Raw genomic sequence first — 12674 nt, forward strand, 5'->3', positions numbered from 1 at the left:
TAACATTACAAGCCTTACAGCCATGCTTACGGGTGTAAGCGCTCGTGACGACTATGAAACCACAACCACATGGAGACGACAGATGATCACTGAAGAAGATCGCATTCACCTTCGACGATGTGTAGAGCTGGCAGCGGAAGCTCTCGCTTCTGGAGACGAGCCTTTCGGATCGGTGCTTGTGTCATCCGAAGGCCAAGTTTTGTTTGAAGACCACAACCACGTGGCCGGAGGCGATCACACCCAGCATCCAGAATTTGCCATAGCGCGTTGGGCCGCGCAAAACCTGAGCCCGGACGAACGCTCGAAAGCAACGGTCTACACGTCGGGCGAGCACTGCCCCATGTGCGCCGCCGCTCACGGCTGGGTAAGATTGGGCAGGATCGTCTACGCAAGTTCGTCGCAACAGTTAAGCACGTGGCTGCCGGCGCTTGGCGTTCCGCCATCAAGGGTTCGCCCGCTACCTATCCAGCAGATAATCTCGGACACCGTCGTGCATGGGCCCGATGAAGAACTTGCGAAGCAGGTTCACCAACTTCATATTAAGTTTCACACAAAGAGCCGCACAAATTAACTAGGCGAGCCAGGCAAGCACCTCTTGGTGATTCAGCACCAATAAGCGCGTGCCGACATCCCGCTTGAACGCACCTCTATCTATGAACAAGTGCGACTCATGCAGCAACATGCACCCTTGCGGCGTATGGCCCGCGTAAGTTAGAGACAGGTTCGGCCGCATCGCCCGAGTGCTTTTCAATACAGGGCCGGCGGGTGTGACGATTTTATCGGCCGCTTTCATGTCGATACTTTTTACCAGCCGCCTGCCCCAGGCAAGCGGCTCGGTCATTTCCGCCAAGCTCGCATCGGTTAATAGCTCGTCGGTCAATATGCGTTGTGATGCCTCATCCTGAGGCAGCCCTGCCAGCCGAGCCAACCAACCGTCGGGATCAATGCTTCCGGACATGAGCTCTGCATGAACAATGTTGAACCGCTTGCTACCCTCTCCGACGGAAATCACAAATGGCAGGGCCGCAACCCGGGGCAGAAGGTCTTCACGCAACTCGTCGCGAACGGCGGCATCAAGCTCCTGGACCCAGCGACCACCATTGCGTAAGAAAACCTTGGTCAATTCACTGGACGCCTCAGGCGACGTCTTTTCGTGGAAGTACGCCAGAAGCATCTGTTCATGATTGCCCCGCACAGCATGGAACCAAGGCTCGCGTAACAGCCGCAAGCAGCCCATGGAGTCTGGCCCGCGATCGATCAGATCACCCACTGAGAACAGCCGATCCACCGAGATGTCGAACTCAACTCGAGAAAGCTCTTCCTCGAGCAAATCGAGACAGCCATGCAGGTCGCCGAAGACGAAATCACGCCCCGCTGTATTGGCAGGCATATGTCGATGCAAGCCAACCATAATAGTTCCACCTTCCAAAATTAACTGATGTACCGCTCAGTACAGCGAAGAACTACCTTACATTACCATTGTCGATGGTTTTGAGTTTGATACCTGCAGCGCATGCCTGGCGCCTTCGACCGCTACCACCAGGGCCGACCCTTCATGGCGGAAAGCACGGCTGTAACGCTGCCTGGCGCTCCAACAAGAAAAACAGCCAGGCCTGCCAGACCCGACTGTTTGTTAGCGATTCTCAGCCAAACGATGCGCTGAGCTCACCTTAACTATGGCTGCCGTGCGTTGCATCGCGCCCGCGTCAACGCGCGCAATGCTAACGGTGATTAACCACGCACGTCGCTATTGGCCGCACCGGCCAGCTCTGCGCCTGCCACGTCCTGACTATTGGACGCCACGTTCTGCTGGCCGGAATAGGCTTGCGGATAAGCTTCGTTCATGCGCTGGCCGGTTACATTGGCAATGACGTTACCGGTGCGGACGGCTTCCGCCAGTTCTGCCTTCACCTGCTCGCGGCTTTTGGATGCCACGTTCTGATCAGCGGCATAGCTTTGCGGGTAGGCATCCTTGGCCAGTTCACCCGTCACATTGACAACTACGTTACCGGTGCGAACGGCCTCGGACAGTTCCGCGCGAACCTGCTCGCGGCTCTTCGATGCCACGTTCTGCTCGGCGGCATAGCTTTGCGGATAGGCGTCCTTCGCCAGCTCTCCGGTTACGTTGGCAATGACGTTGCCGGTGCGGACGGCTTCGGCCAGCTCAGCCTTGACCTGTGCGCGGGTCGCGGCGCCGTTGTCGGCCGCCACGGCGTGGCCGGCGAACAGGGCGCTGATTGCAAGAGCGATAGTGGAAATTTGAGTGCGTGTCATGGTGTTGGATCCTCTATATCAATATGTTTGCCCGGATGGTTTTCCGGCGAATTCGGCTCGGGCATACCAAATTCTCGTCGATGTAGATACTTTAAAAGTTCTCAGGACGAGAATAAAGATCCTAAATAGCAATAGACCATTCCAAAAACACAAACAATAAAAAACCCACGATTCTGACCAGTGCTCCAATCTGGCCTCGACTGCTAAGTTGCGGTACAGGCTTCCAGCGGCTCGCTCATTTGCTTGCGAGTGTGTTCCCATAGAACGTGAATCATTTTTCCAACCCTTCGATGATTACACCCATCAACAGCTCGGGACCGTGGCTATGGCCTTGGTGGCCCGACGCTTCATTTGAGTGCTGCCACCCATTCAATACGCGCGAAAAGACATCGCCGACAGCAGCACTGTTTCCAGGGGCCCGAGCGGTAGCGGGTGGCCGCTGATAAATCGCTTTGCCGTTCTTGATGGTTTGCTCAACGATCAATTCGCTAAGTTTTTCCGGGTCGATGGCGGTGGGGTCTTCCGACAGCACCACAAAATCAGCCAGCTTGCCCGGCTCGATCGAACCCTTGGCACCTTCTTCAAAATGCTGATAGGCCGGCCAGAGTGTCATCGCCTTGAGGGCCGTCATGACGTCTACGCGCTGATGCGGCCCCAGAATATCGCCGGACCGAGTGCGGCGGGTAACGGTAGCGGACAACACGCGCATCGAGTCGGGGAATGCGACAGGGGCGTCATGATGTGTAGAGAACATCATTCCACGCTCGCGCACCCATCCTGTGGGCGAAATATTCTCCGCATTGACCGGGCCCACCGTGCGGTCGCGATGCCAATCGCCCCAGTAGAATGTATGCATGGGAAACAACGAGGGAAAAACCTCAAGCTCGTCCAAGGCGGCGACCTGATCCTTGCGCAGGAACTGCCCGTGAATCAACACGGCACGGCGATCTTTGAGACCGTTGTTTTCCCTGGCTGTTTTGATGGCGGCCAGCAACATGTCGGATGCCGCTTCCCCGTTGGCGTGGGTGATGATCTGAATGTCATTTTTGAACGCCCAGTCGATGGCGTCGAATACCTGCTCGGGCGTGGCCGCCGAGTAGCCTCGATAGTCGGCCCGATGGCCCTTGGGCGGGTTGTAGTAAGGGCGATCACGAAAAGCCGTGAACCCTTGTGGGGAACCATCGATGGTAAGTTTGGCGCCACCCACGCGAAAGCCATTGATGTAGTCGGCGCCGGCATGCTGCGCGATGAAATCACGGTCTTGCAGCACATCGACATATGCGACCACATCAATATCTATTTTCCCCGCTTTGGTCGCCTGCTGCATGAACGGCACGATGCCTGAAGTGGCGCGCCCCTCTTGGCCGGTGGTGTAGCCATACTTGCCCAGCAAATTTGTGCCCGCCACAAAAAGAGCCTGCGCCTGCTCTGCGGTAATGTGGGAAAACTGTTTGGCCAAAGATCCGAAAAATGCGGCCTCTTCAAGAACACCGTTAGGCGTCTTTGAGCCTTCTTCGCGACGGATGACGCCTCCCGCAGGGTCGGGCGTGCTTGCGCTGATTCCGGCCATTTCCAGCGCCTTGCTGTTCATCACCCCGAGATGACCCGACTGATGGATAATCAATATCGGGGTGTCGCTGGATACAGCATCCAGATCGTGACGTGTCGGATGGCGTTGTTCGGCCAGCTGGCCGTCGTCATAACCGAAGCCAAGAATCATGCCCGCGCTTTTTTCAGTGGAAGCATGCTCGCGCGACCACGTTGCCAGTGCATTACGCAGGCCGTCGATGTCTTTCACTTCACCATCGGGCGGGGAAAGCAGGTTGGCGGAGACCGCCTGCAAGCCGATCATGAAGGCGTGCCCGTGCGCATCAACGAAACCGGGCAGCAAGGCCCGTCCGGCCAAGTCGTGCATAACGGTCTGTTCGCCCCGATAACGCTCGATTTCGTCAAGCGAACCCACGGCCAGGATCTTGCCCTCCTTAACCGCCACGGCCTCGGCGCGCGGCCGATTATCGTCAATGGTCAAGATGGGGCCGCCGGACCAAATATCTTCAGCCAATTCTGCCGCGGAAGCGGGCTGTACCAGCAATAGCGCGCTCAACAACGGGGCACATCGAACCAGAGCCGTGAGTTTCATCCAGATATTCCTCGACATTATTTACGAAAACGCCAAAAGCCCTGTGGGCCAACAAGCCGCTTCAGCGCATTAAAGCGAATATGCCGCGGCCGCGCTCCACCGACTATGGGCCATGGATTTCGCCCTTACCCATCCAAAACGCAGGCTGAGATATTCGAGAGAATTGACACTGGCATCTTCCCCGCAACATTCGCATACTTTTTTTGCACTTTTGCATAAACGGATAATAGCGGATATCGCAACGATGAATATGGCGCTTAGGGCGTATATACACGCTAGGCCGCCGTTCAGGCAGCTGGATAGCAGCCCGATGACGCACAGCCACCATCTGTTTGAATGGCGCCTAATCAATTGAACGTTAAGTAGCGGCTCAAGCGATTGAACCGCCCTACCGTCAAGGATTCAGGGATTCAAGGCTTCACGAACTTCAGCGTCATGCGGTCGCTTTCGCCGATGGCCTCGTAGCGGTCGCGGTGCTCATCCTTGTTGCGATACGTGGGCGGCAAGGCCCACACGCCGTTTGGATGATCGGCCGTATCTTTTGGGTTTGCATTGACTTCCGATTTTTCAGCCAGCTTGAAACCAACGCTTTTCGCCATATCTATCACGTAAGATTCGTGCATGTATCCAGAACTGGCGGTGGCGTCCTGGGGCATGGCTTCGGGAAGACGGTGCTCGACCACGCCAAACACGCCGCCGGGCTTCAAGGTGGCGTAGACGCTCTCAAATACGCGCCTCATATTGTCGTCGCCGTAAGACAGCCAATTATGCAGGTTGCGGAAGGTCAGGATGAGGTCGGCGCTGCCAGGCTGCGCAAAACTAAGATCGCTGGGCGGTTCAAACACAGCCAATTGCACCTTGCCGAATCGATCCGGGTCGGCCGCCAATTTCTTCTTGAAATTTGCGGTGTAGCCGCGCCGGTTCTCTCTGGGGGAATTTTCGCTATACGCTGCGGCAATATAGTGGCCCTTGTCCCGTAGGTAAGGCGCGAGGATTTCCGTATACCAGCCACCGCCCGGGCTAAGCTCCACCACCGTCATCGCAGGCTGAATGCCAAAGAATGAAAGTGTCTCATAGGGATGACGAGCGGCATCGCGCTGTACATACGCAGGCGTGCGTTTATCGCTTGCGATGGCGGCTTTCAGGGCGTCGTCGCCGGGGCCGGCGGCCATCGCAGTAAAGGCCATGCCGAGGCCGACCATTGCAGCAAAGAGATGACTCGATATTTTTACAAGGTTCATGATCTTGATGGCGATAGGTTTTCGATATGCGTCGGAACTGAGCTTACTCCGGACGCGATAGTGTTCGCAGTGCGTCGGCACTGCACTTGCCGCGCTTGTACCGGTTACTTTAAGACAGAATGGTAGCGCAAGCGTTTCCAATACGAAAATATGCTTGCAGCTTCATTTCACTGAATGTCGAAACCCGCCCAGTTGGCGGCTGAGCTGTTTCGAATGGTTTCGACACGCCCTGCATTACCGCTTTCAGGATTAGGATAAAGACATGACTTCATCCGCGAAAGCGGAATTGGGAGACGATCATGTTCCCTGCCCTTTTCAATGGCTCTTGCTCATCGCCTCGAGCCGGATCGCTCAGTTGGCTGCGCGGCATCATGGTGCTGAGCGTGGTTTTCAGCGTCTCGGCCTGCGCATACGACGGCGTCTACTACGGAGCACACGGCGGCTCTCACAGCAGCTACTACGGCGGCCAACAGGGAGCGTATCAGCATGGTTACCATGGCGGCTACCGCCATGGCTATCAGCATGGATATCAAGCGCCCCGATACAACCATTACGGCCATTCCCGGCTCAACCAGGCTCAGCGGCGGCATGAAGCAGAAATATACAGGCGCCACTTCGAATCACAAAAACGATTTGAGCAACGGCGGCACGAGGCCCGTAAGCATCCCAACGCGCAGCGCGGACGCCCCCATATTCACAAACATCGAAGCCCCAACGCGGGCTCGCGCCATCACCAACAGAGGCAGCATTCGGAACGCCCACAACATCGCCGTCGGTAAAACCCAGCCAGCCTTGGCCGTTCGTCTTGAAGCCCAGAACGTTTTCGTGCTTAACCCAACTCGAAGCTAGTGATGCCGTACGTGCGCGCGAGCGAGAGGTTGGGAGGTTCACGCGTGTACATGCGTGCGGTTTCAAACACGGGCCGCATGCCGTGCTCTTCGGCCAGGGCAACGGCCGCCGGATTGCATTGTGGAACGTCAAGATAAATGGGCATCGAATTTGTCGCTTTCGTAGTTAGCGCCAAAAAAAGCGCTCGCGCAGTTTCTGGCGTATCGGCGAACAGTGGGCCGATTTTCCATCCGCTGCGACATTCACGAATGACTCCGTAACCCGACCAGCCAGTCTGCGCCTTTCGCCCCAGGGCGAGTGATCCAGGCAGCATAATCCATTGGCGCAAAAACGCGTCACGGGCAGCGGGGAAAAAAGCGCGGTCATAAATAGCCAGTGCCGCGAATGGCAACGTATTCAGCGGCACGATATCGGCATCCTTGGATGCGGCGCTTTGCAAATCGCCCTGTCGCCATTGGCCCTCATAGCGGATATTGCGGTGCGCAAGTTGAAACCCAGAACGGCGATAGTTTTCCTGTTGTTCCGGTACGCCGTCCAGGCCGATGGTACGCTCACCCATCGCCGCAATGGCGGCCTGCCAAATTCGATAGCCATAACCTTTCCCGCGATAGGCGGGCGATACGATGTAGAACCCCAGAAAGGCATAGTCGCGGTTGTAGCGAACGATGGATATGGCCGCCACCGGAGTCTGGCCAAGAAGGGCTATCAGAAAGCCCCTTGGGTCTGCAGCATAGAACGCTTCGGCATCGTGCAAACCGGGGTTCCAGCCTTCGGCGGCGGCCCAATCAAGCAGCATGTCGAGCTCGGGGCGACGCATCGGCCGGATGACAAGGCCGGCCTCGTCGGTGCCTGAGTTCATAAAAGACTCCTGGTCGGTTTGGCGTTACAGGACGCCGCTGGCCCTTTACTCGCCAGGCGCCCACAAGCGGGTCTTGGCATCTTTCTCGTACGCCATACCATTGGGATAAGAAATCAATTCGACGTAGGCGCCCCAGGGAGTCAATACATAATTGATCGACTGCCCGGCTGCAGGACCTTCTTCGATCTTCAGCGGCCCCATGAAGGTTTTCAGCCCCAGTGCCTTGGCCTTGTCTACTGCCGCCCCGACGTCTTCCACATAAAAAGCGATATGAAAGCCGCCATAATCACTATTGCGGGGCATTTTTGTGTTTTGATCCGGCGCGCTATATTGGAACAGTTCAATATTCGAACCTTCGCCACACCGCATCATGGCGATCTGCTTGATGGCAGCTCGTGGGTGGACATCCACCAGATCCTGCATGAAGGTGCCGGTATCGTCACTGAATGGCCCGAAGCGCATCGCCTCTTCGCAGCCCAACACCTCGTGGAAGAATTCAACGCCTTGGTCAATGTCGGGCACCGTGAAGCCGATATGGTCGATGCCGCGCACCCCTGGAACCCCTTTGCTTTGTGCTGCGCCGACACTTGCCGCTGTCAAGAACAACGCGGTGCAGGCCGCAGATATAGCCAGTTTTTTCATGTGTTGTCTCCTAGGGCCAGGCAATGGGGAAGACACTACCCGACTTGAACTTTCTAGAACCAGAATCTCGGGTGAATCGCTATTAGCAATATATACCTGGATTCGGACTTCCACCATAGCCATGCGGTTCGGGGTTAAGGCTAAATAAAAATCTCCGCTGCCGTTACTCAAGGCTGCTCAGTCGCGCTTGGCAATGTCTTCGCGTTGCGCTTTCTGCAGCACTTGATCCAAAGCGCCTGCAAATGCACGCCTGTCCGCTTGGCTTAACGCGGCCGGTCCGCCCGTATCGACGCCGGCGCTACGCAATTCTTCCATCATGTCGCGCATCGCGAGACGCTCGTTGATGCTGTCGGCGGTGAAACGTTCCCCGCGCGGACTGATGACCAGCGCCCCCTTGCGCAACACTTCGCTGGCCAGCGGTATGTCAGCGGTAATGACCAAGTCGCCGGCCGACGCATGTTCAACGATATAGTCGTCTGCCACGTCGAACCCGCGCGGTACTTGAACCGCGCGGATCAAGGGCGACGGCGGCGTATACAGCATTTGATTGGCCACCAGGGTCAGAGGCCGTTTCGATCGCTGCGCCGCCCGGTAAAGAATGTCCTTGATGACAGAGGGGCAGGCGTCCGCATCAACCCAGATTTTCATGCGCTAACCCTTCAACGCACCGGCCAGCAGCGTGTTCACCAATTCGTTAACGCTGACGCCATCGGCCTTGGCTTTAGCGTTCAAGGCCGTAATCAATGGCTGATGCAATTTCACAGGGAAGGAAACCAGGCCGGCCGCCTGATCCAAGCGGCGCTGTTCACGACGATCTACAGCGGGCGCTGCCCCGGCATAGCGCCCTGGTGGAACGGCGGCATTGAGCCGGCCCGTTAGTTTCAGGGCTTTTTGCTTTTCGAGATCGGTTTTTTTCATGAAGGGCTCAGAATTGTGCGCGCGGCGATGGGCTTGCTAGGCAAGCATCTTAGAGGATAATGAGAAGACGCGTAATGTGGGCTGAGGCGAAATTTGCATTTGAATCTATCGCCACATGTTGCTGAACCCATCCCGGCACCGCCATACCTTTCGGAGTCCTCCATGAAGATCTTACAAGTCGATTTTCCCTCCCCCGGCCCGTTCGGCGCCGAAATGAGCAAAGCGATGCAGGGCCTGGCAGAAAGCATTGCCAACGAACCGGGTCTGGTCTGGAAGCTTTGGACCGAAAACGCTGAAACAGGCGAGGCGGGCGGCATCTACTGCTTTGAAAACCTGGAAACGCTCAACGCATACAAAGACATGCACTCGGCCCGCCTGGCAGACATGGGCGTTACGGATCTGCGCATCAAGGTTTTTGACGCGAATATTCCGCTTTCCAAGGTCGACCGGTTTCCTGGACTGTGATAAATAACAAACGCTACGCCCTGGTTCGGGCCACTCGCCGATTCCAGACTGCACAACCTAGCTGCGGATAGCCGTCTCAGGCGAGCGTGTGCGGCAGCTCGTCCAACGGCGGCACAAGCGGCAAGCCAGTGACATCGCTCGGCCGTCGTGCCTTCATTATCCGCCCCCCCTGGTCGCCTTGGTTTGCCATGCGCCGGGCGTACTGCGCCACGTGAAGACCGCCGACGGACGACCATTGGTCGAGGGCAAAAAGGTAACTGGCTTCACCAATTCCGAAGAGGCCGGCGTCGGTCTTGCCGACGTCGTGCCCTTCCTCGTCGAGGACGAATTGAAGGCCAAGGGCGGTATCTATTCGAAGGGCCCAGACTGGGAGACGCACATCGTGCAGGATGGCTTGTTGGCCAGCATGTCGCCCATCGGAGCGGATCCGCCGAGGTATCGGTGCGCTTCATATAAATTGCACCCTCCTTCGGGCGCTACACTTTTACACAACGTAGACTATTCAAACGCGGCTTCGGCGCCTGGTGCCTCTCCTCTGGCAGCGAATTGTCGAATCACTTCAAGAAAACCACTTCGCCTGCCAAATGCCACACATCCTTATTGAATACACCCCCAATCTGGTCGACCTGCCGTTCGACGCCATGCTGGCCGCCGTCACACGCCGGCTGGCGGATAGCCCCGAAGTTGAAGACGAAGCAGACCTGAAAGCCCGAGTGGTATGCGCCGATCAGTTTCGCGTGGGGCTGGCAGACAGCCGGCGCGGCTTCATCCACGTTACAGTCCGCATTATGGCCGGACGCACCGAAGAAGCGAAGAAGGATTTCAGCCAACGGGTGGCCGATGGCATGCTCGAGCACATGCCCACGTTTGATAAAGACATGACCGTGCATCTAAGCGTTGAAGTCGTCGACATAGAGCGCGGCAGCTATCGAAAATTCAAGCTTTCGCCATAACTACACAACATATCGGTGTTGGCCCGCTCTTCGAGTCATGCTTCGCGGAGTGCTGCAACGCGGCGCATAGTTCCGTGCCAGCACCAAGGCTGACAACGGGGCGCTTCGGATACTCGACACCACTACTGACCAAACGTCTTCAATGGAATGGAAGCGTCCAGCACCTGGTCACTTACTATCCGCACGCCATCTGTGATTAGCTTTCGGGCGGCCATGTGATCGGCAGGTGCATTGACGGATTCCACACAGGCCAGGACGTTATTATCAAAATACAGCACCGAGAACTTGCCTTGGGCTGGGTCTCCGCGTATGAGCCGATCGTGATGCGTATCCGGAATACCGGCGATCTGTATACGCAAAGCGCCTTGTTCAGACCAGAACCAGGGCAGGGCCGTGTAAGGTTGGGCCATGCCGGCTAGGGTCTGCGCCGCACAGCGGGCCTGGTCGTTCGCGTTCTGAACCGACTCCAAACGAACGTGGCGACCCAGCGGCGCAAACGGGAAAGCCGTGCAATCACCGATCGCCAGTATCAGCGGATCGCTGGTTACCATATGAGCATCGACAACGACGCCCTTCTCACACACCAGACCGGCCTCCCGAGCCAGTTCGTCGTTGGGGCTGGCTCCGATCCCGACAATGACGAGATCGACAGGCAGGAGGTCGTCCGAAACCTGCGCGGCGTGAATCGCATTGCCGCTTATCTCGAACCCTTCCACGATGGTATCGAGCCGCACATCCACGCCCGCCGCACGGTGGCTAGCCAGCACGTACGCCGACAATTCCGGCGACACGGACCTGGCCAACAGACGCGGGCCGGCCTCGACCAAGACAACCTGCTTACCCAATTGGGCCGCAGTCGCAGCAACCTCCAAACCGATAAAGCCGCCCCCGACAATCAGTATGCTCTTCGCGCCGGCAAGACGCTCACGCAGGCGTGCCGCATCATCCAGATTGCGCAAGGTGAGCACGTTATCCAAGCCGGAAGGCAAGCCGGGAAGTACACGCGCCCTCGCCCCTGTGGCCAGCACAAGGTGGTCGTAAGGCAGCGTCAAACCACCCGCCAATTCAACGTGGCGCTTGTCGCGCGAAATGCGCTGCACGCGACTGGAAAGACGCCAGTTCGCACCTTTTCCAGCATAGTAATCTGCACTGCGAAGCCAGGCTGCAGTGGGCTCTGCGTCCTTTAAGTAAGCTTTGGACAACGGCGGCCGGTGATAAGGCAGGTAAGCCTCTTCGCTGACCAGCTCTACCCTGGCTTCGATCTGCTGTTCGGCCAGGCTGGCGCAAAACTGGGCGGCGGCATGTCCGCCCCCCACCACAACGATGTTCATCATTGCTGTTCCTTGGAAATATTTTTACTTGTCGTGGGCCGGATTAATGACGTGCTGACGCAGATACTGCTGCGTGGTTTTTTCCACATGTGGCAGATTGGCATGCAGTCTATGCAGCATATCGATCAAGACGGCTGCTTCCTGGGGCTTCAAGCAGGACAGGAACGCTTGCTCGCGCGCGAGCGCCACGGCCTTGATTTCGTCGTGCTTGCGCCGGCCGGCCGAAGTTAACGTGGCGTAACGCACTCGACCGTCGCGAGGGTCATGAGAAAAGGTGATAAAGCCTTTCTCGTACATGCTCTTGAAGCAACGGCTGACAGAGCCCTTGTCCATGCCGATCAGCTTGCACACCATATTGACCGACACTTTCTCGTCAAGCGCCAGCATGACCAGCACCCGCCATATCTCGATACCGACCCCGAAATGCTTGCGATAGACAGCAGCGGCTCCCGATGCCAATTTCGTAGCGACAAAAGTAAAATAGGCCGGCGCATAGTTTTCGAGGTCTAGCCCATCGGCCTGCCAAGCAGGTTCGGCCGAGGCCTTCTTTGTTCGAGCGGTTGCGCTGGATTTCTTGCTCTCGCCTTCGGTCTCGATCAACTTGGATGATTTCGGTGCCGAATGAGTGGATTTTTTCATTACATCATGTCCGGCGAAGCAATTCGTCGCCGCTATTGTTGAGTTTCCGGTAAGTGGACAGTAATCATATCGCCTTCGCTGACCACAAGTTGGCAGCCCAAACGACTGGTGTCGCGCAAGGGGGCTGCTGTGCATTCAAGCATTTCCTGCTCTGGCTTGCTGGGTGCATCGAACTTGCTCAAATCGCCCTCGTCCACATAGACATGGCAGGTCGCGCACATCGCCGAGCCGCCGCATTCTCCGACGATACCCTCCAAGCCGCCGTCAACGGCGGCCTGCATAACGTTCGTTCCGGCGCGAACGGCCAACACCGTTTCCGTTCCCGCCGAGTCAATGTACTTGATACTTGTCACGTGTGCTTCC

At 57.1% G+C, this 12674-nt stretch carries 15 protein-coding genes and 1 pseudogene; 5 read left to right on the forward strand and 11 right to left on the reverse strand.

Annotated features, from left to right (window positions below):
• Positions 1–82: 82 nt before the first annotated feature.
• On the forward strand, positions 83–571 hold the full coding sequence (locus ACIY1O_RS08795) for a nucleoside deaminase (RefSeq protein WP_397474718.1): 489 nt from the start codon (positions 83–85) through the stop codon (positions 569–571).
• Here the strand turns inward: ACIY1O_RS08795 and ACIY1O_RS08800 are convergent, their stop codons facing one another.
• The 4 genes from ACIY1O_RS08800 to ACIY1O_RS08815 form a co-directional block, all read right to left on the reverse strand.
• Positions 572–1390 carry a metallophosphoesterase gene (locus tag ACIY1O_RS08800; protein ID WP_397474719.1) on the reverse strand — a complete coding sequence of 273 codons (819 nt, stop codon included), beginning with the start codon at positions 1388–1390 and terminating at the stop codon, positions 572–574. It lies immediately after the preceding gene.
• Positions 1391–1731: 341 nt separating this feature from the next.
• Positions 1732–2274: a DUF4148 domain-containing protein gene (locus ACIY1O_RS08805; protein WP_397474720.1), complete on the reverse strand. Its 543-nt coding sequence runs from the start codon at positions 2272–2274 to the stop codon at positions 1732–1734.
• 271 nt (positions 2275–2545) lie between these two features.
• The gene (locus ACIY1O_RS08810) at positions 2546–4414 is read right to left on the reverse strand and encodes an amidohydrolase (protein WP_397474721.1); all 1869 of its coding nucleotides are present in this window, start codon (positions 4412–4414) and stop codon (positions 2546–2548) included.
• A 410-nt stretch (positions 4415–4824) separates the two neighbouring features.
• Positions 4825–5601, reverse strand: coding sequence for a class I SAM-dependent methyltransferase (locus tag ACIY1O_RS08815; RefSeq protein ID WP_397474722.1), 777 nt, complete (start codon positions 5599–5601; stop codon positions 4825–4827).
• Positions 5602–5954: 353 nt separating this feature from the next.
• On the opposite strand from ACIY1O_RS08815, the gene ACIY1O_RS08820 reads away from it, so the two are divergent.
• Positions 5955–6434 carry a hypothetical protein gene (locus ACIY1O_RS08820; RefSeq protein WP_397474723.1) on the forward strand — a complete coding sequence of 160 codons (480 nt, stop codon included), beginning with the start codon at positions 5955–5957 and terminating at the stop codon, positions 6432–6434.
• A 50-nt stretch (positions 6435–6484) separates the two neighbouring features.
• Here the strand turns inward: ACIY1O_RS08820 and ACIY1O_RS08825 are convergent, their stop codons facing one another.
• From ACIY1O_RS08825 to ACIY1O_RS08840, 4 genes are read right to left on the reverse strand one after another with little or no spacing between them, the layout of a single operon-like run.
• Positions 6485–7363, reverse strand: coding sequence for a GNAT family N-acetyltransferase (locus ACIY1O_RS08825; RefSeq protein WP_397474724.1), 879 nt, complete (start codon positions 7361–7363; stop codon positions 6485–6487).
• Positions 7364–7408: 45 nt separating this feature from the next.
• Positions 7409–8176 carry a VOC family protein gene (locus ACIY1O_RS08830; protein ID WP_397474725.1) on the reverse strand — a complete coding sequence of 256 codons (768 nt, stop codon included), beginning with the start codon at positions 8174–8176 and terminating at the stop codon, positions 7409–7411.
• Between the two features lie 6 nt (positions 8177–8182).
• Positions 8183–8653, reverse strand: coding sequence for a YaiI/YqxD family protein (locus ACIY1O_RS08835; protein WP_397474726.1), 471 nt, complete (start codon positions 8651–8653; stop codon positions 8183–8185).
• A 3-nt stretch (positions 8654–8656) separates the two neighbouring features.
• Positions 8657–8923, reverse strand: a complete 267-nt coding sequence (locus tag ACIY1O_RS08840) for a hypothetical protein (protein ID WP_397474727.1) — start codon at positions 8921–8923, stop codon at positions 8657–8659.
• 162 nt (positions 8924–9085) lie between these two features.
• Here ACIY1O_RS08840 and ACIY1O_RS08845 point away from each other — a divergent pair, with 162 nt between their 5' ends.
• From ACIY1O_RS08845 to ACIY1O_RS08855, 3 genes and pseudogenes are all read left to right on the forward strand, one after another.
• Complete coding sequence (locus ACIY1O_RS08845) at positions 9086–9388, forward strand: monooxygenase (RefSeq protein WP_397474728.1); 303 nt, start codon at positions 9086–9088, stop codon at positions 9386–9388.
• A gap of 172 nt (positions 9389–9560) precedes the next feature.
• Positions 9561–9788, forward strand: a pseudogene (locus ACIY1O_RS08850) (type 1 glutamine amidotransferase domain-containing protein); the annotation flags it as partial.
• A 184-nt stretch (positions 9789–9972) separates the two neighbouring features.
• The gene (locus ACIY1O_RS08855; protein WP_397474729.1) at positions 9973–10341 is read left to right on the forward strand and encodes a 5-carboxymethyl-2-hydroxymuconate Delta-isomerase; all 369 of its coding nucleotides are present in this window, start codon (positions 9973–9975) and stop codon (positions 10339–10341) included.
• A gap of 122 nt (positions 10342–10463) precedes the next feature.
• Here the strand turns inward: ACIY1O_RS08855 and ACIY1O_RS08860 are convergent, their stop codons facing one another.
• Genes ACIY1O_RS08860 through ACIY1O_RS08870 form a run of 3 tightly spaced genes read right to left on the reverse strand, consistent with a single transcriptional unit; the run spans position 10464 to position 12664 of the window.
• Complete coding sequence (locus ACIY1O_RS08860) at positions 10464–11675, reverse strand: NAD(P)/FAD-dependent oxidoreductase (protein WP_397474730.1); 1212 nt, start codon at positions 11673–11675, stop codon at positions 10464–10466.
• Between the two features lie 21 nt (positions 11676–11696).
• Complete coding sequence (locus tag ACIY1O_RS08865; RefSeq protein WP_397474731.1) at positions 11697–12311, reverse strand: MarR family winged helix-turn-helix transcriptional regulator; 615 nt, start codon at positions 12309–12311, stop codon at positions 11697–11699.
• Between the two features lie 32 nt (positions 12312–12343).
• Positions 12344–12664, reverse strand: coding sequence for a 2Fe-2S iron-sulfur cluster-binding protein (locus ACIY1O_RS08870; RefSeq protein ID WP_397474732.1), 321 nt, complete (start codon positions 12662–12664; stop codon positions 12344–12346).
• Between the last annotated feature and the right edge of the window lie 10 nt (positions 12665–12674).

The organism is Pusillimonas sp. (assembly GCF_044464525.1).
In the GTDB taxonomy this organism is placed as follows: Bacteria; Pseudomonadota; Gammaproteobacteria; order Burkholderiales; family Burkholderiaceae_B; genus Pusillimonas.

Bases quoted from the DNA above. Each gene is read 5' to 3' on its own strand.
- ACIY1O_RS08795 (WP_397474718.1), top strand. From the start codon at position 83: ATGATCACTGAAGAAGATCGCATTCACCTTCGACGATGTGTAGAGCTG.
- ACIY1O_RS08800 (WP_397474719.1), bottom strand. From the start codon at position 1,390: ATGCCTGCCAATACAGCGGGGCGTGATTTCGTCTTCGGCGACCTGCAT.
- ACIY1O_RS08805 (WP_397474720.1), bottom strand. From the start codon at position 2,274: ATGACACGCACTCAAATTTCCACTATCGCTCTTGCAATCAGCGCCCTG.
- ACIY1O_RS08810 (WP_397474721.1), bottom strand. From the start codon at position 4,414: ATGAAACTCACGGCTCTGGTTCGATGTGCCCCGTTGTTGAGCGCGCTA.
- ACIY1O_RS08815 (WP_397474722.1), bottom strand. From the start codon at position 5,601: ATGGCCTTTACTGCGATGGCCGCCGGCCCCGGCGACGACGCCCTGAAA.
- ACIY1O_RS08820 (WP_397474723.1), top strand. From the start codon at position 5,955: ATGTTCCCTGCCCTTTTCAATGGCTCTTGCTCATCGCCTCGAGCCGGA.
- ACIY1O_RS08825 (WP_397474724.1), bottom strand. From the start codon at position 7,363: ATGAACTCAGGCACCGACGAGGCCGGCCTTGTCATCCGGCCGATGCGT.
- ACIY1O_RS08835 (WP_397474726.1), bottom strand. From the start codon at position 8,653: ATGAAAATCTGGGTTGATGCGGACGCCTGCCCCTCTGTCATCAAGGAC.
- ACIY1O_RS08840 (WP_397474727.1), bottom strand. From the start codon at position 8,923: ATGAAAAAAACCGATCTCGAAAAGCAAAAAGCCCTGAAACTAACGGGC.
- ACIY1O_RS08845 (WP_397474728.1), top strand. From the start codon at position 9,086: ATGAAGATCTTACAAGTCGATTTTCCCTCCCCCGGCCCGTTCGGCGCC.
- ACIY1O_RS08855 (WP_397474729.1), top strand. From the start codon at position 9,973: ATGCCACACATCCTTATTGAATACACCCCCAATCTGGTCGACCTGCCG.
- ACIY1O_RS08860 (WP_397474730.1), bottom strand. From the start codon at position 11,675: ATGATGAACATCGTTGTGGTGGGGGGCGGACATGCCGCCGCCCAGTTT.
- ACIY1O_RS08865 (WP_397474731.1), bottom strand. From the start codon at position 12,311: ATGAAAAAATCCACTCATTCGGCACCGAAATCATCCAAGTTGATCGAG.